This window comes from Stenotrophomonas sp. JAI102, from assembly GCF_013409105.1.
GTDB lineage: Bacteria > Pseudomonadota > Gammaproteobacteria > Xanthomonadales > Xanthomonadaceae > Stenotrophomonas > Stenotrophomonas maltophilia_AA.
The window spans coordinates 1,188,912-1,206,379 of the sequence record NZ_JACCCI010000001.1 but is presented as its reverse complement, the minus strand read 5'-3'; the positions used below and the strand labels follow the sequence as shown (position 1 = coordinate 1,206,379).

Annotated in this window: 21 protein-coding genes; 18 read left to right on the top strand and 3 right to left on the bottom strand. The window is 68.1% G+C overall.

Annotated features, from left to right (window positions below):
• Positions 1-158: 158 nt before the first annotated feature.
• Positions 159-530: a hypothetical protein gene (locus tag HDC96_RS05565; protein ID WP_179458226.1), complete on the bottom strand. Its 372-nt coding sequence runs from the start codon at positions 528-530 to the stop codon at positions 159-161.
• A gap of 156 nt (positions 531-686) precedes the next feature.
• Here HDC96_RS05565 and HDC96_RS05560 point away from each other — a divergent pair, with 156 nt between their 5' ends.
• The 10 genes from HDC96_RS05560 to HDC96_RS05515 all read left to right on the top strand — a co-directional run bounded on the left by HDC96_RS05560 (position 687) and on the right by HDC96_RS05515 (position 7,221).
• Positions 687-1,175: a YetF domain-containing protein gene (locus HDC96_RS05560; RefSeq protein WP_179459100.1), complete on the top strand. Its 489-nt coding sequence runs from the start codon at positions 687-689 to the stop codon at positions 1,173-1,175.
• Between the two features lie 91 nt (positions 1,176-1,266).
• Complete coding sequence (locus HDC96_RS05555) at positions 1,267-1,497, top strand: hypothetical protein (protein WP_179459099.1); 231 nt, start codon at positions 1,267-1,269, stop codon at positions 1,495-1,497.
• Between the two features lie 191 nt (positions 1,498-1,688).
• Complete coding sequence (locus tag HDC96_RS05550) at positions 1,689-2,852, top strand: zinc-dependent alcohol dehydrogenase (protein ID WP_179459098.1); 1,164 nt, start codon at positions 1,689-1,691, stop codon at positions 2,850-2,852.
• Position 2,853: 1 nt separating this feature from the next.
• On the top strand, positions 2,854-3,846 hold the full coding sequence (locus HDC96_RS05545) for an acyl-CoA dehydrogenase (RefSeq protein WP_257018597.1): 993 nt from the start codon (positions 2,854-2,856) through the stop codon (positions 3,844-3,846).
• 23 nt (positions 3,847-3,869) lie between these two features.
• Positions 3,870-4,592, top strand: coding sequence for a PIG-L family deacetylase (locus tag HDC96_RS05540; protein WP_343202995.1), 723 nt, complete (start codon positions 3,870-3,872; stop codon positions 4,590-4,592).
• Positions 4,589-5,176 carry a class I SAM-dependent methyltransferase gene (locus HDC96_RS05535; protein ID WP_179459097.1) on the top strand — a complete coding sequence of 196 codons (588 nt, stop codon included), beginning with the start codon at positions 4,589-4,591 and terminating at the stop codon, positions 5,174-5,176. Before HDC96_RS05540 ends, HDC96_RS05535 begins: the two co-directional genes overlap by 4 nt.
• Complete coding sequence (locus tag HDC96_RS05530; RefSeq protein WP_179459096.1) at positions 5,173-5,886, top strand: glycosyltransferase; 714 nt, start codon at positions 5,173-5,175, stop codon at positions 5,884-5,886. Before HDC96_RS05535 ends, HDC96_RS05530 begins: the two co-directional genes overlap by 4 nt.
• A complete protein-coding gene (locus HDC96_RS05525) occupies positions 5,886-6,155 on the top strand; it encodes a PQ-loop domain-containing transporter (RefSeq protein ID WP_179459095.1) in 270 nt (89 codons plus the stop codon). The genes HDC96_RS05530 and HDC96_RS05525 overlap by 1 nt, the downstream gene beginning before the upstream one ends.
• A 169-nt stretch (positions 6,156-6,324) precedes the next feature.
• Positions 6,325-6,774, top strand: coding sequence for a PA2169 family four-helix-bundle protein (locus HDC96_RS05520; protein WP_019183020.1), 450 nt, complete (start codon positions 6,325-6,327; stop codon positions 6,772-6,774).
• Positions 6,775-6,933: 159 nt separating this feature from the next.
• Complete coding sequence (locus tag HDC96_RS05515) at positions 6,934-7,221, top strand: hypothetical protein (protein ID WP_046272599.1); 288 nt, start codon at positions 6,934-6,936, stop codon at positions 7,219-7,221.
• 54 nt (positions 7,222-7,275) lie between these two features.
• On the opposite strand, the gene HDC96_RS05510 is transcribed toward HDC96_RS05515, so the two are convergent.
• Positions 7,276-7,764, bottom strand: coding sequence for a GNAT family N-acetyltransferase (locus tag HDC96_RS05510; RefSeq protein ID WP_179459094.1), 489 nt, complete (start codon positions 7,762-7,764; stop codon positions 7,276-7,278).
• An 89-nt stretch (positions 7,765-7,853) separates the two neighbouring features.
• On the opposite strand from HDC96_RS05510, the gene HDC96_RS05505 reads away from it, so the two are divergent.
• The 6 genes from HDC96_RS05505 (at position 7,854) to thrC (ending at position 14,680) form a co-directional block, all read left to right on the top strand.
• Positions 7,854-8,543, top strand: a complete 690-nt coding sequence (locus HDC96_RS05505) for an AraC family transcriptional regulator (protein ID WP_179459093.1) — start codon at positions 7,854-7,856, stop codon at positions 8,541-8,543.
• Between the two features lie 66 nt (positions 8,544-8,609).
• On the top strand, positions 8,610-9,557 hold the full coding sequence (locus HDC96_RS05500; RefSeq protein ID WP_179459092.1) for a DMT family transporter: 948 nt from the start codon (positions 8,610-8,612) through the stop codon (positions 9,555-9,557).
• A gap of 129 nt (positions 9,558-9,686) precedes the next feature.
• Complete coding sequence (locus HDC96_RS18340; protein ID WP_257018595.1) at positions 9,687-9,815, top strand: hypothetical protein; 129 nt, start codon at positions 9,687-9,689, stop codon at positions 9,813-9,815.
• 89 nt (positions 9,816-9,904) lie between these two features.
• Positions 9,905-12,427: a bifunctional aspartate kinase/homoserine dehydrogenase I gene (gene thrA / locus HDC96_RS05495; RefSeq protein ID WP_179459091.1), complete on the top strand. Its 2,523-nt coding sequence runs from the start codon at positions 9,905-9,907 to the stop codon at positions 12,425-12,427.
• Positions 12,424-13,356 (top strand): homoserine kinase, encoded by a 933-nt coding sequence (locus tag HDC96_RS05490; protein ID WP_179459090.1) that lies wholly within the window; start codon positions 12,424-12,426, stop codon positions 13,354-13,356. The genes thrA and HDC96_RS05490 overlap by 4 nt, the downstream gene beginning before the upstream one ends.
• A gap of 31 nt (positions 13,357-13,387) precedes the next feature.
• Positions 13,388-14,680 (top strand): threonine synthase, encoded by a 1,293-nt coding sequence (gene thrC / locus HDC96_RS05485; protein ID WP_179459089.1) that lies wholly within the window; start codon positions 13,388-13,390, stop codon positions 14,678-14,680.
• 48 nt (positions 14,681-14,728) lie between these two features.
• Here the strand turns inward: thrC and HDC96_RS05480 are convergent, their stop codons facing one another.
• On the bottom strand, positions 14,729-15,490 hold the full coding sequence (locus HDC96_RS05480; RefSeq protein WP_179459088.1) for a helix-turn-helix domain-containing protein: 762 nt from the start codon (positions 15,488-15,490) through the stop codon (positions 14,729-14,731).
• A gap of 141 nt (positions 15,491-15,631) precedes the next feature.
• Here HDC96_RS05480 and hisS point away from each other — a divergent pair, with 141 nt between their 5' ends.
• Together hisS and HDC96_RS05470 are read left to right on the top strand one after the other, a co-directional pair.
• Entirely contained in the window at positions 15,632-17,029 is a 1,398-nt protein-coding gene (gene hisS, locus HDC96_RS05475; RefSeq protein ID WP_179459087.1) for a histidine--tRNA ligase, read from the top strand.
• Positions 17,026-17,319: a hypothetical protein gene (locus HDC96_RS05470; protein ID WP_179459086.1), complete on the top strand. Its 294-nt coding sequence runs from the start codon at positions 17,026-17,028 to the stop codon at positions 17,317-17,319. The genes hisS and HDC96_RS05470 overlap by 4 nt, the downstream gene beginning before the upstream one ends.
• Positions 17,320-17,468 lie beyond the last annotated feature (149 nt).

Sequence of the window (17,468 nt, the reverse complement as noted above, 5' to 3'; positions counted from 1 at the left end):
AATCCTCAGGCGTAGCCCCATGCTCCGCCTCCGGCATGTCTTTATCCTTCCACCGAGCATCATCGTTCCTCAACTTGTCCGGCGTGTGGCTCTTCTGCTGGTCGTCTTCTTTCGTGGCCGGTGCTCGCGATGTCGTGTTCATGACATGTCCTCGTTGATCAGTGATCCAGCGTCTGTTTGCCTGCAGTGCCGTGCTGGCCGAAGTTCGGCTGGTTAATGCCGTCGTCCTCGCGCACGCCGTCCGGCTCACCTTCACCGGCGTTGCCGCCCTTGCCATGGCCGTGCTGGTTGTAGCCGTCGTTCTCGGCCTTCAGGCGGTCGGCGTCCGGATCTTTCGCGTCCTTGTCATCCTTCGGCGGCTTGGCCGCGACGAACGGAGAGATGGGATCACTGGCCGGGAACGTCTCTTCCAGCGCTTCGTCGTGGTTCTCGGAGGTGCGCTTCCTGTCGACCTTGCCTTCCGCCGGCGGCAGGTTGTGCGCCGCGTGGGCGTCTTTGGTGGAGGCGGGCGGGGTCTTGTCGTGCTGCATGGTGTAGCTCCTGCGCGAACGGGTAGGGCGGTTATGGCTCGACGCTAGCCCTGGGGCTGTTACGAAGGAGCGGGGGTGCCGTGAAGGGCGGGTGCTCCCACCGGCTTCACTTCGGACTTTCTATCGTCCAGACCTCGCCACACGGAGGCTGCCGCGATGCATGAGATGTTCGAGTTGGGGATGGAATGGTGGGAGTTCGTGTTCCGCGCGGTCGCGGTGTATGTCGTGGTCCTGCTGCTGACCCGGATGAGTGGCAAGCGCTCGATCGGGCAGTCGACGCCCTTCGATATCCTGGTGATCGTGCTGCTGGGCACGGCGGTGCAGAACTCGCTGATCGGCGAGGACACCTCGCTGCCCGGTGGGCTCATCCTGGCGGCGACCCTGATCGGGCTGAACTGGTTCGTCGGGTTCGTCGGGGCGCGCAGCAAGCGCCTCAACCAGATCGTGGAGGGCGTGCCGGTGGTGCTGGCGCGGCACGGCACGATCTACTGGGACCAGGTGAAGCGCTGCAATGTCAGCCCGGCCGACCTGGAGGTGGCGATGCGTGCCAATGGCTGCGAGGGCTTCGGACAGGTCGAGCTGGCGGTGCTGGAAACCTCCGGCGAGATCACCGTTAACAAGAGCCGCTCCGAGGGAGGTGACTGAGCCGGATCGTTCGCCCGGCAGTTCGCCGTCTCTGGATGTTGACGGTACGCCGCGTAGCGTCGGGCGCAGTCCTACAACAGGAGCACGCGCGATGTACATGACACTGGACAGTGAAACGATGGCCTCCTTCGATGATGTGATCGCCCAGGTGCCGGACCCGACCCCGGAGCCCGTGCCGCCGGTGGAAGAACCCGGCCGCGGCGATCCACCGGCACAGGATCCCCCGCAGGAAATTCCGCCGGAGGGTGATCCTGCGCCAGCGTCGCCGCCGCAGGAAATGCCGCCGGATCCCGAGACGCCCTCGGCGCCTTCCGTGGAGTAAGCGACCCGTGCGGCTGGATCAGGCCGCGCGGTCAGGATGAATGATTCAGTGCTCGCGCAGTCTGAGGCGCCAAGCGCAGCGGGGTTGGCGTGCCGCGGAATCGGCCGGATAGACACCCCGCACACGGTGCGGTCACGACGCTGCCACGCCGTACCACGTACCAAAGAGGTACTTGGATAACGGAGTTTGCTATGCGCGCACTGACTTACCACGGCAGCAAGGATGTCCGGGTCGATACCGTGCCGGACCCCGCGCTGGCCGCCCCGGACGACATCATCCTGCGCGTCACCGCCACGGCGATCTGCGGCTCGGATCTGCATCTGTACCGCGGGAAGATTCCCGATCTGCACACCGGCGACGTGCTCGGCCATGAATTCATGGGCGTGGTGGAGGAGGTCGGCGCGGGGGTGATGGACCTGCGCCCGGGCGACCGCGTAGTGATTCCCTTCGTGATCGCGTGCGGCGAATGCTTCCACTGCCGCCTGGCCGAGTTCGCGGCCTGCGAGACCACCAATACCGGCAAGGGTGCTGCAGTGAACCAGAAGGGCATCCGCCCGCCGGCGGCGCTGTTCGGTTACAGCCATCTTTACGGCGGCGTGTCGGGCGGGCAGGCAGAGTTCGTGCGCGTGCCGAAGGCCAACGTCGGGCCGCTACGCATTCCCGATGCGCTGTCCGATGAGCAGGTGCTGTTCCTTTCCGACATCCTGCCGACCGGTTACCAGGCCGCGATCAATGCCGGGGTGAAGCCCGGCTCCACGGTGGCGATCTTCGGTGCCGGTCCGGTCGGGCTGATGAGCGCGGCGTGCTGCCGCCTGCTGGGGGCGGAGACGATCTTCATGGTCGATCATCTGCCGTATCGCTTGGCCTTCGCGCAGCAGACCTACGGGGTCACTCCGATCGACTTCACGAAGGTCGAGGATCCCGCTGAGTACATCATCACCCAGACCAACGGACGCGGCGTGGACGCCACGATCGAGGCGGTGGGTTTCGAAGCGGAGGGCAGCGCGCTGGAATCGGCGCTGACCACGCTCAAGGTGGAAGGCAGCAGTGGCGTGGCGATCCGGCAGTGCATCGCAGCCACCCGTCGCGGGGGCACGGTGAGCATTCCCGGCGTGTATGCCGGCTTCATCCATGGCTTCCTGCTCGGCGATGCGTTCGACAAGGGCCTCACCTTCAAGATGGGCCAGACCCATGTGCAGAAGCTGATGCCGGAGCTGCTCGACCACATCGGCGAAGGCCGCTTGGACCCGGGCGTGATCGTGACGCATCGCCTGTCGCTGGAAGACGCAGTGCGTGGCTATGAAATCTTCGACCGCAAAGAGGAGGATTGCCGCAAGGTGATCCTGACGCCCTGACATGAGTGCCGTGGCTCCCGTTGCCGTACCGGCCGCTCCGCAGCCGGTGACCGAGACCGATGACCTGCAGGCGCAGGCCCGCGCGTGGATCGAACATCAACCCTCGTTGCCGCGACCCGGCGGCGGGGACACCCTGTTGCGCTGGCAGGCGTTGGCGCATATCGCGGCACGAGATCTGTGCCTGGCCAAGGTGCTCGAAGCGCATTACGACGCGCAGGCGATCCTCGAAGAACTGGGCACCGCTACACCGGACCGCGATCGGCTGGGAGCGGTATGGGCGGCCGAAGGACCAGCGGCGACCCTGCGTTTCGATCGGGCCAGCGGCACCCTCTCCGGTGACAAGCCTTGGTGCTCCGGTGCCAGCTGGGTCGACCACGCATTGGTGACGGTGCGCGATGACGGGCGCTCGCGCCTGTTCCTGGCGCCGGTGCGCCGCACCAACGTGAGTTTCCTGCCGCAGACGTGGCAGGCCACGGGCATGGCGCGGGTGCCGAGTGGAACCGCGCGCTTCGATCAGGTGCCGGCCATCGAGGTCGGGGCGGCAGATGCTTACCTGCAGCGCCCCGGGTTCTGGCACGGCGGCGCAGGTATTGCCGCCTGCTGGTTCGGTGGCGCCAGTGCCTTGGCCGAGCCGCTGCTGCACAACGCGCGGGCCGATGAGCCGGGCACGGTGGCCGGCCTGCTGGGTGAGATCGATCTGGCGCTGTCGCCGTGCGCCTCACTGCTGCGCGAGCTGGCCGCGCTGATCGATGCGCAGCCCGAGCTGCCTCACCAGAAGGAAATCGTGCGGGCACGCAGCGTGGTGGAAAGGGCTGCCACCCTGACCCTGGACCGGGTGGGGAGGGCACTGGGTCCTGGGCCGATGTGCATGGACCCCGCCCACGCGCGGCGCTGGGCCGACCTGACCGTCTTCATCCGCCAGAGCCATGCTGACCGCGACTGGCAGCATCTCGGCAACCTGATGCACCGGGAGGGGCGTGCGTGGACGCTGTGAATCGTCAGATCGCAGGCGGCGGCGTGACTGAAGCGCAATGGTCGGCATCGCCTTGGTTGCAGACGCTGCCCGTTGGATCGCCTGCGGCGTTGTTCGGCACTGCCCGGCGGCTGGTGGTGGTATCGCCGCATCCCGACGATGAAGTGCTTGCCTGCGGCGGGCTGATGGCGCTTGCCCACCAGCAGGGCGTGGAAATCGCGGTGGTTTCGGTAACCGATGGCGAGGCCTGCTACCCCGATCACCCCGCGTGGACGCCGGAGCGGCTGCGCGCGGCCCGCGCCGCGGAACTGGACGAGGCGCTTCGTTGCCTGGGCCTGGCGAGTGCCGAGCGGCTCTCCTGGCACATCGACGATGGCGCGGTGGCGGCCAGCGAAACATGGATTGCCGTGCAGCTCGCGGACGTCCTGCAGGCCGATGATCTGGTGCTGGCGCCGTGGCGCTTTGACGGACATCCGGACCATGAAGCGGTCGCCCGCGCGTGTGTGCGGGCCTCCGCCACGCGAGATGCGGCACTGAAGGAATATCCCGTCTGGGGGTGGCATTGGCTGGACCCGCAGGTGGCGCCGACGGCCTGGGTGCCCGCCACGCGCTATGTGCTCGATGACGCCATCGTGGCGCGCAAGCGCGAGGCCATCCTGCAGTTCGTGACCCAGACCGGTGCGGTGGAGGGGCTGGACTGCGATCCCATCCTGCCTGCCACGGTGCTGCAGCGGTTCCAACGGAATTACGAGGTACTGATCGGATGAGCGATGTCGCCTACTTCAACGCGCTGTACCAGGAAGAGGATCCCTTCCAGTACCGCACCCGCTGGTACGAGCGCCGCAAGCGCGCGCTCACATTGGCGAGCCTGCCGCGTGCGCGTTTTCCCCGGGGTTGGGAGCTGGGCTGCTCCAACGGGGTCCTGACGGCGGCCCTGGCCGAGCGCTGCGACCAGCTGCTCGCCACCGACCTGAGCGAGGGCGCGGTCGCCGCCGCGCGCGTGATGACGCGGGGCCATGCGCACGTCACCATCGAGCAGGCACGACACCCGCAGTCATGGCCGGCCGGCAGGTTCGATCTGATCGTGCTCGGTGAGATGGGCTACTACCTGACCCCGGACGACATGCAGCAGACCGCCGCGCAGGTGGTCACCTCGCTGGCGCCGCAGGGTGTGGTGATCGCCTGCCATTGGCGCGTGTCGTTCGAGCAGGCGCGGTGCAGCGCTGCGTTCGTGCACGCGCAGTTGGATGCCTGTCTGCCCCGCCTGTTTTCCTATCGTGACGAGGACATGCTGCTGGAGGGGTGGTCAGCCGATACCACGTCCGTCGCCGAGCGCGAGGGTCTGCGATGATTGCCGTGACCCTTCCCGCGCACAACGAAGAACAACTGATCGCTGCCTGCCTGCAGTCGCTGCAGGTAGCCGCCCTGCATCCGGCCCTGCGCGATGAGCGGGTGGTCATCGTGGCGGCGCTGGATCGCTGCACCGATGCGACCGGCTGGATCTGCGAGCGCATGGGGGTGGAGGTGGTCAGCGTGGAGGCCGGCTGCGTAGGCGTCGCCCGCGCGGCGGCCAGCGAGCGGGCGTTGTCGCTCGGCGCCCGCTGGATCGGCTGCACGGATGCGGACAGCGTGGTCCCACCGGATTGGATTGCGCGGCAGCTTCATTGCGGCGCGAGTGCGTTCTGCGGCGTAGTGGCGGTAGGCGACTGGCTGGACTATCCGCAGGCCGTGCGCGAGCAGTTCCTGCAGGGTGAGCATGCGGTGGACGGGCATCCGCACGTGCACGGTGCCAACATGGGCTTCAGCGCGGCGGCGTATCGGCAGTCGGGCGGCTTCGCGCCACTGGCGACCGGTGAGGACGTCGCGCTCATCCAGACCATGCAGGGCGCGGGCATGCGGGTCGCGCGCCTGGCCAGACCGCGGGTGATGACCAGCGCCCGCCGGCAGGCGCGTGCACCGCATGGTTTCAGCGACTTCCTGCGTCGCCTGGAGCAGCGCGTTGCGTTGGCGACGGATGAGGTGATGGGCGACGTCGCGCCGACGTCGTTGCTGGCGCGCTGATGGAGCCGATCGACCTGCTCGGTTGGGCGGCGACCGCGGTATTGATCGCCACGCTGTGGCGGCAGATCTGGAAGCAGTGGACGGCCGACGACGCGCAGGCGGTATCGACGTGGTTGTTCGTCGGCCAGATCACCGCCTCCGTGCTGTTCATCGCGTACAGCGCGGCCACCGGATCGATCGTGTTCGTGGTGACCAATTCGCTGATCCTGCTCACCGCGGTGGCCGGGCAATGCCTGTCATGGATCAAGCGGAAAAGGGCAGGGAAGTAACACGCATTTCGCACCAAGACGACGCGCCGTGCACATCGATCACGCAGTGCGTTGAGCTCGCTGAACACTTGTATTTCAGTGTCACGCCGACTTCATGGCCGATGCGGAAAAGTCGACTCACCCCGACAACAACACACGGGCCAAACCGGACCAACAGGAGTACATCGCAGTGAATACCGAATCGAAGACCGCGCATAACTTGAACGACCTGATCGAAATCGCCCGCGATGGCCAGGAGTTCTACACCGAGGCCGCAGGCAAGGTCGAAGATGCCGAGTTGGCGGCGCTCTTCACCCGTATTGCCGGTGTCAAGAATGAGATCGTCCGCTCACTGAGCGCCACCGTTGTCGCCGCAGGCGGCAAGCCGGCCGACCATGGCACCTTCGTCGGTTCCATGCAGCAGTTCTACGGCAAGGTGCGCGCCACCCTGGGCGACAAGCAGTACGGTTACGTGGCCGAGCTGGAAGAATCCGAGGATCGCCTGCTGAAGGCGTTCAAGGACACCCTGACCGACGCCGACACCTCGCCGGCCGCGCGTCAGGAAGTGCAGCGCCTGCTGCCGCAGGTGCAGGAATGCCATGCGGTGATGCGCGACCGCAAGCACGCCATGAAGCACTGAGTGCCAGTCGCTTCCTGAGGCGTCACCAGAACAGCCCCGGCACTGCCGGGGCTGTTCGTTTGTGCCCGGCAACCCCGGCGTTGGCCAGGGCCCGCACGCCGCCGGACGGTGGTGCGGGAATTGGTGCATACTCGGGACAAAGAGCCGCTTGGATTTGTCATGGAACACATGCGTTGGCTGACGCTTCGTCTCAGCAACAATCAATCCATCGGCCCGAAGGTGCTGATGGACCTGTGGGCCAACGCGTGCGAGACCAATCAGTCCTCGGTGACCCGCGAAACGCTGCCCGGGAAATCGACCTCGTACGCGCTGCATGCACCGACGTCGCTGGCCTATCCCAAGCGCGCGGAGCTGCGCATGCGCAAGCTGCTGGAAGAAGCCGGTTACACCTTCACCCTCGGCTCGCTCGCCGACCGCCCGGCACCGCAGCCGGTGCGCTTCCGCTGACGCCGTTCAACGGCGTCGCATTCATCCCTGCGGCCGACGGCCGCCACTGCGCGTTCAGTCGAGTGGATCGGCAGCCACGCTGCGGACCATGATCCGCACCGGCATCCCGGCGGCATGCTGCACGGACTCCAACGGGGCCCAGCCCAACCGGCGATACAGACCGCCATCATCGGCTTCGGTTTGCAGGTAGATGTCGCGGACGCCTAGCGCCCGGCCGCGCACCACCAGTTCAGCGATGACCTTCTCGGCCAGGCCGCGCCCGCGGTGCGCTGGATCGACGTAGACGCCGCCCAGCCAATGCAGGCGTTCGGGCCGTTCGGTGCGTTCGTGGAACTTGAGTTGCGCGGCGGCGACGGGAACCTCACCGTCCAGCGCAATCAGCAGCAGCGGCAGCTCGTCCCCGTGCAGGAAGACTTCCAGCCGTTGCTGCTCGTCCAGGAGCTTCAGTCCAGCAACATGGTTCCCCCATTCCTGGAAGTACCATCCGGCCACGACCGGCAGCAGGTCGGGGCGATCACTCAGGGGAACGATGCTGCAGGCCACGGTAAACGCTCCATGTTGTACGGGTCGGCCGCCATGGTACGCGCAAGCGCGGCTTGCGGTGCCCTTTGCCGTGCGCGCAGACTATCGGCATGCCTGCCAGCGCCTGCCACCTGCGGTGTTACGGAACCTCCAGCGACGTGGATCGGCACGATTTCGCGCAATGGGTGCTGCCGCTGCGCGGCGACCTGGACGTTGAAGTTGATGCGGTTGGCGGCCGCCTGGATGTGCTGCAGGGTGCCTTCGTCGCGCCCGGCGAGGGACATGCGCAGACCGGCGATGGCGACCACCTGATGCTGATCGTCGACTGCCCGGCCGGGGTGATCGATGACGATACGCTCGACCACCTGCGCCGCCAGCGCTGGCTGGCCCTGCCCAAGGGGTTGCGGCAGTGCCTGACGGGTGCGGCCGCGCACGCCAACGACGATCTGCTGGCAGTGCTGTTGCAGCAGTACGCGCCCGCCGGCAGCGCAGCGCGACTGCATGCGCTGTGCACCCGGCTGACGTCCCGTCCCGGCGCGGACTGGAGCGTGGCCCGCATGGCGGCGCTGGTCGGCATCAGTGGCAGTCGCCTGCACGCGGCCTTCGTGCAGGAGTTCGGGGTGCCTCCGCAGGCTTGGCTCAGCGCCTGCCGGCTGCGCTGGGCCAAGCATCGGCTGCTCACCAGCACCGACAGCATCGCCACGATCGCACTGGATGCCGGGTATTCCGAGCACAGTGCACTGACCCGCGCCCTGCGCCGGGAAACCGGGCTGACCCCGCAGGCGTTCCGGCGGCAATAGCCTCGGTCAAGACGCCGCCGCCCGCGGCTCCTACACTGCGCGGCCAATGCACAGGCGCGAGCCATAATGAAACGATCGATGGGCGTGGGCATCGCCAATGGCATTGCCGCCGGCGCGCTGTGGGGCGTGGTGTTCTTGGCCCCGGCGATGCTGCACAGCTTCAACGCCGTGCAGCTCTCGGCCGGCCGTTACCTGGTCTATGGCCTGATCGCCGTGGTACTGCTGGCGCCACGCTGGCGGCAGCTCAAGGACCGGCTCGGCGGGCCCGAGTGGCGGGGCCTGTTGTGGCTGAGCCTGGCCGGCAACCTGGTCTATTTCCTGCTGCTGGCCAACGCGGTGCAGTGGGCCGGCGGTGCCGCCGCTTCGCTGATCGTCGGGTTGATTCCGGTGGTGGTGACCCTGGCCGGCGTGCGCGAAGAAGGCGCCGTGCCGCTGCGACGCCTGGCCCCTGCGCTGCTGCTGTGCCTGCTCGGCGTGGCGCTGGTGGGCTATGAGGCCTTGATGGCCGAACACGCTGAGGGCTCGGCCGGGCGAAGGCTGCTGGGCCTGCTGTGCGCGGTCGGTGCCTTGTTGTCCTGGGCGGTGTATTCGATCGGCAACAGCCGTTGGCTGGCGCGCCGGCCGGACCTGTCCGGGCACGACTGGTCGCTGCTGACCGGCATCACCACCGGCGGGCTCGCCCTGGTGCTGGTGCCCAGTGCCTTCCTGACCAGCGCGACGGTGCATCCCCCCGGCGAGTGGCTGAACTTCTGGCTGATCAGCGCAGGCGTTGCCGTGGTGGCCTCGGTGCTCGGCAACGCGTGCTGGAACCGCGCCAGCCGCAACCTGCCGTTGACCCTGACCGGGCAGATGATCGTGTTCGAGACCCTGTTCGCGCTGCTCTATGGCTTTGCCTGGCAGCAGCGCTGGCCGACGCTGATGGAGACGGTGGCGATCATCTGCCTGGTGTCCGGCGTGCTGATGTGCGCGCATGCGCATCGGCCGCCCGCGGCGGTGGCCGAGCACGTGGGCTAGGGCAGCCGTTGTGCCGCCTGGATGGTGTCATTCGCAACTTGTTGGCCGACGATCAGTGCAGATGACGTTCGGCGAACTTTTGCGGTGCAGCACTTGACAAGCAGGGCGGCGGCGTAGTTTTCTTGGCCCATGGTCATCACCGTCGCCCACGCCCACCTGCTCGTTCCCGCCTCCGCGGGCGGCCAGGCCGTGTCGACCGGTACCACCATCATTACCACCGCCACCACTCGCCCGGTGCGGCCCGTCGTCTTCGCGTAATTTCCGAAAACCACGGCCCCGCACCCAGATCAGGTGGCGGGGAAGACTCTCGAACCTGATATGACGCGGGGCCTCCCATCGAGGTCAGCATGTCTTCTGTCGCCGCTTCCGCTCCACCTTCCGCCCTGCCTGCCGTTTCCGTCGCGTCGCGGGCCGGCGTGGCCACCGTGGTCCACAAGTTCGGCGGCACCTCGGTTGCCGATGCCGAACGCTATCGCCACGTGGCGCAGCTGCTGCTGGCGCGTGACGAGGCGACGCAGGTCACCGTGGTCTCGGCGATGAAGGGCGTCACCGATGCGCTGATCGCGGTGGCGACGCTGGCGGCCGAAGAGGGCTCGGCCTGGCGCGAGCAGTGGCATGCGCTGCGTGCGCGCCATCGCGGCGCGGCGGTGGCCCTGTTGGGTGAGCACGCCGGCGCGACGGTGGAGTGGCTGGACCAGCGCTTCGACGCATTGGCCGAGGTGCTGGGCGCGCTGGCGGTGATCGGTGGCTTGCCCACCGAGGTGCTGGACCGCGTGCAGGGCATGGGCGAGGTGTATTCGGCCCAGCTGCTCGGGAAATATCTGCAGACGCTGGGCGAAGACTGCGCGGTGCTGGATGCGCGCGATGTGCTGGTGATCGAGCGCGGTGAGCTGGGCGTGGATGTGGACTGGGTGCGCAGCGCCGAACGCCTGGCCCAGTGGCGCCTTCAGCACCCGCAGGTGCGCATCGTGGCGACCGGCTTCGTCGCCCGCGACCGCCAGAACCGCATCACCACGCTCGGCCGCAACGGCAGCGACTATTCCGGTGCGATCTTCGCCGCGCTGTTCAACGCCGATGAGCTGCACATCTGGACGGATGTGGACGGTGTGCTCTCGGCCGATCCGCGGGTGGTGCCCGAGGCGGTCCAACTGGAAGCGCTGAGTTACGACGAGGCCTGCGAGCTGGCGTACTTCGGTGCGAAGGTGGTGCACCCGCAGACGATGTCCCCGGCGATCGAGCGTGGCCTGCCGATCATCATCCGCAACACCTTCCATCCGGATCATCCGGGGACGCGCATCACCGCCGAGCGCACTGTTTCCGGCCCGATCAAGGGGCTGACCCTGAGCCCGGACCTGGCCGTGCTCAATCTGGAAGGCACCGGCCTGATCGGCGTGCCGGGCACGGCCGAGCGCGTGTTCGCGGCGTTGCGCAATGCGCATGTGTCGGTGGTGATGATCTCGCAGGGCTCCTCCGAGCATTCGATCTGCTGTGTGGTGAAACAGGCCGAGGCCGTGCGTGCGCGCGAGTCGCTGTTGCAGGCCTTCGCCCACGAGCTGAGCCTGGGCCAGGTGCAGCGCGTGCAGCTCACCGACAACGTCAGCGTGCTGGCCGCGGTCGGCGATGGCATGGCCGGGCAGCCCGGCGTGGCCGCGCGCCTGTTCGAATCGCTGGGCCGCGCACAGGTGAACATCCTGGCGATCGCGCAGGGCTCGTCCGAGCGGAACATCTCCGTGGCGGTGGACAGCCGCCACGCCACCAAGGCCCTGCGCGCGGCGCATGCCGGCTTCTGGCTGTCGCCGCAGACCTTCTCGGTCGGTGTGATCGGCCCGGGCAACGTGGGTGCGGCGCTGCTGGACCAGCTGCAGGCGGCGCAGGGGCAGTTGCTCGGCCGCGCCAACGTGGATCTGCGCCTGCGCGCGGTGGCCTCGCGCACGCGGATGGTGCTGGACGAGCGCGGCCTGAAAGGCGACTGGCGCGCGGCCCTGTCCGGTCCTGCGCAGCCGAGCGATCTGGACGCATTCACCGAACACCTGCTCTCCGCCCACCTGCCGCACGCGCTGATCATCGACTGCAGCGGCAGCGCCGACGTGGCTGATCGCTATGCCGGCTGGCTGGCGGCGGGCATCCACGTGGTCACCCCGAACAAGCAGGCCGGTGCCGGTCCGTTGGAGCGCTATCACGCGATCCGCGAGGCGGCCGCCGGCAGCGGCGCGCGCTTCCGTTACGAGGCCACGGTGGGCGCCGGCCTGCCGGTGATCACCACGCTGCGCGACCTGGTCGATACCGGCGATGAAGTACTGGCGATCGACGGCATCTTCTCCGGAACCCTGGCATGGCTGTTCAACAAATACGATGGCCAGGTGCCGTTCTCCGCGCTGGTCAGCCAGGCGCGGGGCATGGGGTATACCGAGCCGGACCCGCGTGATGATCTGTCCGGCGTGGATGTGGCGCGCAAGCTGGTGATCCTGGCGCGTGAGGCGGGCCGTGAGCTCAGCCTGGAGCAGGTGCGCGTGGAGAGTCTGGTGCCTGAAGCACTGCGCCAGGCCAGCGTGGACGATTTCATGGCCGGCCTGCCGCAGATCGATGCGATGTTCGCCGAGCGCCTGGCAGTCGCCAAAGCGGACGGCGCGGTGCTGCGCTATGTGGCGCGCCTGACGCCGGACGGCGCTGAAGTCGGCCTGGTCGCGCTGCCGGCCGGGCATGCCTTCGCCAACCTGCGCCTGACCGACAACGTGGTGCAGTTCACCACGCGCCGCTACTGCGACAACCCGCTGGTGGTGCAGGGCCCGGGGGCCGGGCCGGAGGTCACCGCCGCCGGCGTGTTCGCCGATGTGCTGCGCGTGGCGGTGGGCGAAGGAGCACGCCTGTGAGTGACGGCACCATCGTTGAAGCACGTGCGTTCGCGCCGGCCTCGGTCGGCAATGTGGGGGTGGGATTCGACATCCTCGGCCACGCCATCGAGGGCGTCGGCGATACCGTGACGGTGCGGCGGATCGCGGAGCCGGTGGTACGCATCCACGCGATCCGCGGCACCACGGTGGATCTGCCGCGGGTCGCCGAGGACAACACCGCCGGCGCCGCGTTGATCGCGCTGCGCGCCGCGCTGGATCTGCCGTTCGGCTTCGAGGTGGAGATCGACAAGGGCATCGCGCTGGGCTCGGGCATGGGCGGTTCGGCGGCCTCGTGCGTGGCGGCGCTGGTCGCGGCCAATGCGCTGTTGCCGCAGCCGTTGTCGCGTGAGGCGCTGTATCCGTTCGCGTTGACCGGCGAGGCGGTGGCCAGTGGTGGCCGCCATGGCGACAACCTCGGCCCTATGCTGCTGGGTGGCGTGGTCCTGAGCACCGCCGATCGCCTGGTGCCGGTGCCGGTCCCGGCCGCGTGGCACAGCCTGCTGGTGCATCCGGATGCGGTGCTGGAGACGCGTCGCGCACGCGCCGCGCTTCAGGGGCATTACGCGCTCGGCGAATTTGTTGCGCAGAGCGCAAATCTGGCGTTGGTACTCAGTGGCTGCTACACCGCCGATGCCTCGCTGGTCCGCGCCGGCCTGCGTGACGTACTGATCGAACCGCGTCGGGCCGGTCTGATCGCCGGGTTTGCCGCCGCGCGCGATGCGGCACTGGATGCCGGGGCGATGGGCGCCAGCATCTCCGGCGCGGGGCCGAGCGTGTTTGCCTGGTTCGAGCAGCGTGATGCGGCGCTTGCTGCGCAGGGCGCGGTCCAGCAGGCGTTCGCGGACGCAGGCTTCGCGAGTCAGGGCTGGGTGTCGCCCTTGAATGCCCCCGCCGCGCGCCTGCTGTGACGCTTCCACTCTTTCTACGTTGGGATATCCGATGAAGTTTGTTTCCACGCGTCACGTTGCACCCGCCGCTTCGCTCAGCCAGGCGCTTGCCGCCGGCCTCGCCCCGGACGGCGGCCTGTATGTTCCCGACCATCGCCCGCAGCTGCAGAGCTGGTCAGCGCAGGGTTCCTTCGCACAGACCGCCGCGGCGGTGCTGGCCCCGTATTTCCATGACGATGCCCTGGAGAAGGCGCTGCCTGAACTGTGCGGGCAGGCCTTCGATTTCGATGCGCCACTGCGTCCGCTGGCGACCGCCGATGACCATGTCCTCGAGCTCTTCCATGGCCCAACGGCGGCGTTCAAGGATTTCGGTGCGCGCTTCCTTGCCGCATGCCTGACCCGATTGCAGCAGGGGCGCGAACGACCGCTGACGATCGTGGTCGCCACCTCGGGGGACACCGGGGCGGCTGTCGCGGCCGCCTTCCACCGTCAGCCGGAGATCCGCGTGGTGGTGCTGTACCCGGATGGCCGGGTCTCGCCGCGGCAGGCGCATCAGCTGGGCTGCTTCGGCGACAACATCCAGACGCTGCGGGTGGCCGGTTCCTTCGACGATTGCCAGGCGATGGTGAAGCAGGCGCTGGGCGATCGCGGGCTGCAGGCCCAGGTGCCGTTGAGCTCGGCCAACAGCATCAGCCTGGGCCGCTGGCTGCCGCAGATGAGTTACTACGCGCACGCGGCGCTGGTGCACCAGGCGCAGACCGGCCACGTGCTGAACCTGGTGATTCCCACCGGCAACCTCGGCAATGCGATGGCGGCGATCCTGGCGCGCGCGATGGGCCTGCCACTGGGGCAGATCGCGTTGGCCACCAATGCCAACGATGTGCTGCCGCGCTACTTCCACGGCGAGGCCTACCAGGCGCGGACCAGCGTGGCGACGATCGCCAATGCGATGGACGTGGGCGCGCCGAGCAACTTCGAGCGACTGCGCTGGCTGTACAACGACGATGATGTGGCGCTCCGAGCCGCGTTCACTGCCGAGGCGGTGGATGATGCGGCGATCCGCGAACTGATCCGCCGCCGCCATGACCTGCATGGCGAAGTCTTTTGTCCACACACGGCAACCGCAGTGGCGCGCCTGGAGCATCTGCGGGCCGCGGGCGTGCAGGGACACTGGGCGGTCGCGGCGACGGCGCATCCGGCCAAGTTCGAGTCGGTGGTGGAGCCGCTGATCGGGACGCCGCTGGAGGTGCCGCCGGCACTGGCCGCCTTGCTGGAGCGGCCTGCGGCGGCCGAGGCATGTGCCCCCGAGTATGGGGCGCTGCGCGAGGTGCTGTTGCGCGGGTGAGGCGGCTGACGCGCGGAACGCCGGAGAGCCGGGCAGCACCCGGCACGCCTAGTAGGATTCGTCGGCCGAGAGCTTCTGCAGGCCGGCTTCGTCCAGGATCTCGACGGTGTTCAGATGGGGCAGGGCGATCAGGCCCTGCTGGCGCAGCTTGGTGAAGGTGCGGCTGACCGTTTCCATGGTCAGGCCAAGATGGTCGGCGATGTCGCCACGGCCCATCGGCAGGGTCACGCGCAGGCCGGGTTCACCGAGCAGTGCTTCGCGCGCGGCCAGGCGCAGCAGGAAATCGGCGACTTTCTCGGCCGGCTGCAGTCGGCCCAGCGCCATCGCGGCGTCCTGGGCGGCATCCAGCTCCTGGCAGGCGCGCTGCAGCAGCTTGCGTTCCAGGTGCGGGAAGCGCGAGCGCAGGTCCTTCATCTGCGGCAAGGCCACGCGGCAGACGCGGCTGTCGGCGATGGCTTCGATATCGTAACGGTGATGATCGCTGCCGCTCAGTCCGAGGAAATCGCCGGGCAGTACGAAGCCGCTGATCTGGCGCCGGCCGTCGGCCAGCGTGCGGACCAGGCGCAGCGCACCGGCCGTAATCGTATAGACATGTTGGCGCGGCTCACCGGCACGGGCCAGGGTGGAGCCCAGCGGCAGTGCCAGGGAGACGGTGACCCGTTCCAGCGCCTGCACTTCATCCGGCGACAGCGCCGAGCAGACCGCCAGGTGCCGCACCGAGCAATGCAGGCAGTCGCGCAGGGGCGAGCAGCCGGGGGCGGCGGGGTCTTCAACAGCGGAAAGCGCGGTACCGGGGTGAGGCCGGGTCATGTCAGGTCAGCAAGCGGGGCCTGCCCATGATACTTCATGCCGCCCTTGGCCCGGCCCCGGCGCCGGGATGCGGCTGGTTGCGCCGGCTGCGGCTAGAATATGCCGCTCGCTCATCCCCCCGTTTCCGCAGGAGTCCCGCAAGTGATCAAGCCCCGTACGCCGCCCGGCATCATGGAATTGCTGCCGCGTGAGCAGATCGCGTTCCAGCGCATGCTGGACGTCATCCGCCGCAATTACGAGCGGTTCGGGTTCCTGCCGGTGGAGACGCCGGTGTTCGAGCTGTCCGATGTGCTGCTGACCAAGTCCGGCGGCGAGACCGAGCGCCAGGTGTATTTCGTGCAGTCCACCGGTGCGCTGGCCAACGCCGCCGAAGCGGAAGAGAAAGCGCTGCCGGAACTGGCCCTGCGCTTCGACCTGACCGTGCCGCTGGCGCGGTATGTCGCCGAGCACGAACACGACCTGACCTTCCCGTTCCGCCGTTACCAGATGCAGCGCGTGTACCGTGGCGAGCGCGCCCAGCGCGGCCGCTTCCGCGAGTTCTACCAGTGCGACATCGATGTGATCGGCAAGGACACGCTGAGCACCCGCTATGACGCCGAAGTGCTGGCGGTCATCCATGCGGTGTTCGCTGAACTGCGCATCGGCGATTTCTCGGTGCAGCTCAACAACCGCAAGTTGATGCGCGGCTTCTTCGAAAGCCTGGGCGTGGCCGATGGCGAGCGCCAGCTGGCCGTGCTGCGGGAAGTGGACAAGCTGGACAAGCGCGGCGCCGATTACGTGCGCGAGACGCTGGTGGGCGAGGGCTTTGCAATTCCGGCCGAGCAGGTCGAGCGCATCCTGGCGTTCGTGGCCGTGCGCTCGAGCAGCCATGCCGATGCGCTGGCGCAGCTGGATGCGCTGCTGGTTGATGGGGCTGCCAGCGAAACGCTCACGCAGGGCGTGGCCGAACTGCGCGAAGTGCTGCAGCTGGTCAAGGCGCTGGGGGTGCCGGAAACCGCGTACTGCCTGAACTTCTCCATCGCGCGCGGCCTGGATTACTACACCGGCACCGTCTACGAGACCACGCTGACCGACCACCCGCAGATCGGCTCGATCTGCTCGGGCGGCCGTTACGAAGACTTGGCCAGCCACTACAGCAAGTCCAAGCTGCCGGGCGTGGGCATTTCGATCGGCCTGACCCGCCTGTTCTGGCAGCTGCGCGAAGCCGGCCTGATCGCCGGTATCGAGGACAGCAGCGTGCACGCGCTGGTCGCCCTGATGGACGACAACGGCCTGCCCGAGTCGCTGGATATCGCCCGTCGCCTGCGCGTCGGCGGCATCAATGCCGAAGTGCAGATGGAGCCGAAGAAGATCGGCAAGCAGTTCCAGTACGCGGCCAAGGCGGGCATCCGCTTCGTCGTGCTGGCCGGTGAGGACGAGCTGGCGCGTGGCGTGGTCGCGGTCAAGGACCTGCTGCGCGAGCAGCAGTTCGAGGTCGCCCGCGACGAGCTGGCCAGCGCACTGCAGGTCGAGCTGGAGCAGGCCAAGGCGATGGCATGAAGCAGACCGCCGCAGGGGCGCTGATGCTGCTCCTGCTCGCCGGCTGCCAGAGCGACCCGCAGCTGCGCAGCAAACGGATCGGCCCCGGGCATTACCGGTTGACCGTCGATCGCTGCCACATGGTTGACCAGCAGCTGTTGGAGCACGACCTGCGCGAGCTGGCCAGCAGCGTGTGCCCCAGCGGCGCAGGCCCCCTGGAGGCCTTGGAGCAGCTTCCCAGCCGCCAGGGCAGCCTGTTGGGCGAATGCCTCGGCAGCGGCGCGCTGCGCGCCGAGGTCCGCTGCCGGTAGGTGCCGACCGTGGGTCGGCACGCTTCCTTGGAGACCCGGAACAACGCCCGCCCACGCGGGCGTTGTTCGTTTCCGGACCCTGAACACTCCCGGTCCGCTCACTGCAGCGGTTTGACCGTGCCCCCTCGTTTGGGCTAATGTAATAGCAC

Coding starts and splice junctions, on each gene's coding strand:
- HDC96_RS05565 (WP_179458226.1), bottom strand. CDS start 530: ATGCAGCACGACAAGACCCCGCCCGCCTCCACCAAAGACGCCCACGCG.
- HDC96_RS05560 (WP_179459100.1), top strand. CDS start 687: ATGCATGAGATGTTCGAGTTGGGGATGGAATGGTGGGAGTTCGTGTTC.
- HDC96_RS05555 (WP_179459099.1), top strand. CDS start 1,267: ATGTACATGACACTGGACAGTGAAACGATGGCCTCCTTCGATGATGTG.
- HDC96_RS05550 (WP_179459098.1), top strand. CDS start 1,689: ATGCGCGCACTGACTTACCACGGCAGCAAGGATGTCCGGGTCGATACC.
- HDC96_RS05545 (WP_257018597.1), top strand. CDS start 2,854: ATGAGTGCCGTGGCTCCCGTTGCCGTACCGGCCGCTCCGCAGCCGGTG.
- HDC96_RS05535 (WP_179459097.1), top strand. CDS start 4,589: ATGAGCGATGTCGCCTACTTCAACGCGCTGTACCAGGAAGAGGATCCC.
- HDC96_RS05530 (WP_179459096.1), top strand. CDS start 5,173: ATGATTGCCGTGACCCTTCCCGCGCACAACGAAGAACAACTGATCGCT.
- HDC96_RS05525 (WP_179459095.1), top strand. CDS start 5,886: ATGGAGCCGATCGACCTGCTCGGTTGGGCGGCGACCGCGGTATTGATC.
- HDC96_RS05515 (WP_046272599.1), top strand. CDS start 6,934: ATGGAACACATGCGTTGGCTGACGCTTCGTCTCAGCAACAATCAATCC.
- HDC96_RS05505 (WP_179459093.1), top strand. CDS start 7,854: ATGCCTGCCAGCGCCTGCCACCTGCGGTGTTACGGAACCTCCAGCGAC.
- HDC96_RS05500 (WP_179459092.1), top strand. CDS start 8,610: ATGAAACGATCGATGGGCGTGGGCATCGCCAATGGCATTGCCGCCGGC.
- HDC96_RS18340 (WP_257018595.1), top strand. CDS start 9,687: ATGGTCATCACCGTCGCCCACGCCCACCTGCTCGTTCCCGCCTCCGCG.
- thrA (WP_179459091.1), top strand. CDS start 9,905: ATGTCTTCTGTCGCCGCTTCCGCTCCACCTTCCGCCCTGCCTGCCGTT.
- thrC (WP_179459089.1), top strand. CDS start 13,388: ATGAAGTTTGTTTCCACGCGTCACGTTGCACCCGCCGCTTCGCTCAGC.
- HDC96_RS05480 (WP_179459088.1), bottom strand. CDS start 15,490: ATGACCCGGCCTCACCCCGGTACCGCGCTTTCCGCTGTTGAAGACCCC.
- HDC96_RS05470 (WP_179459086.1), top strand. CDS start 17,026: ATGAAGCAGACCGCCGCAGGGGCGCTGATGCTGCTCCTGCTCGCCGGC.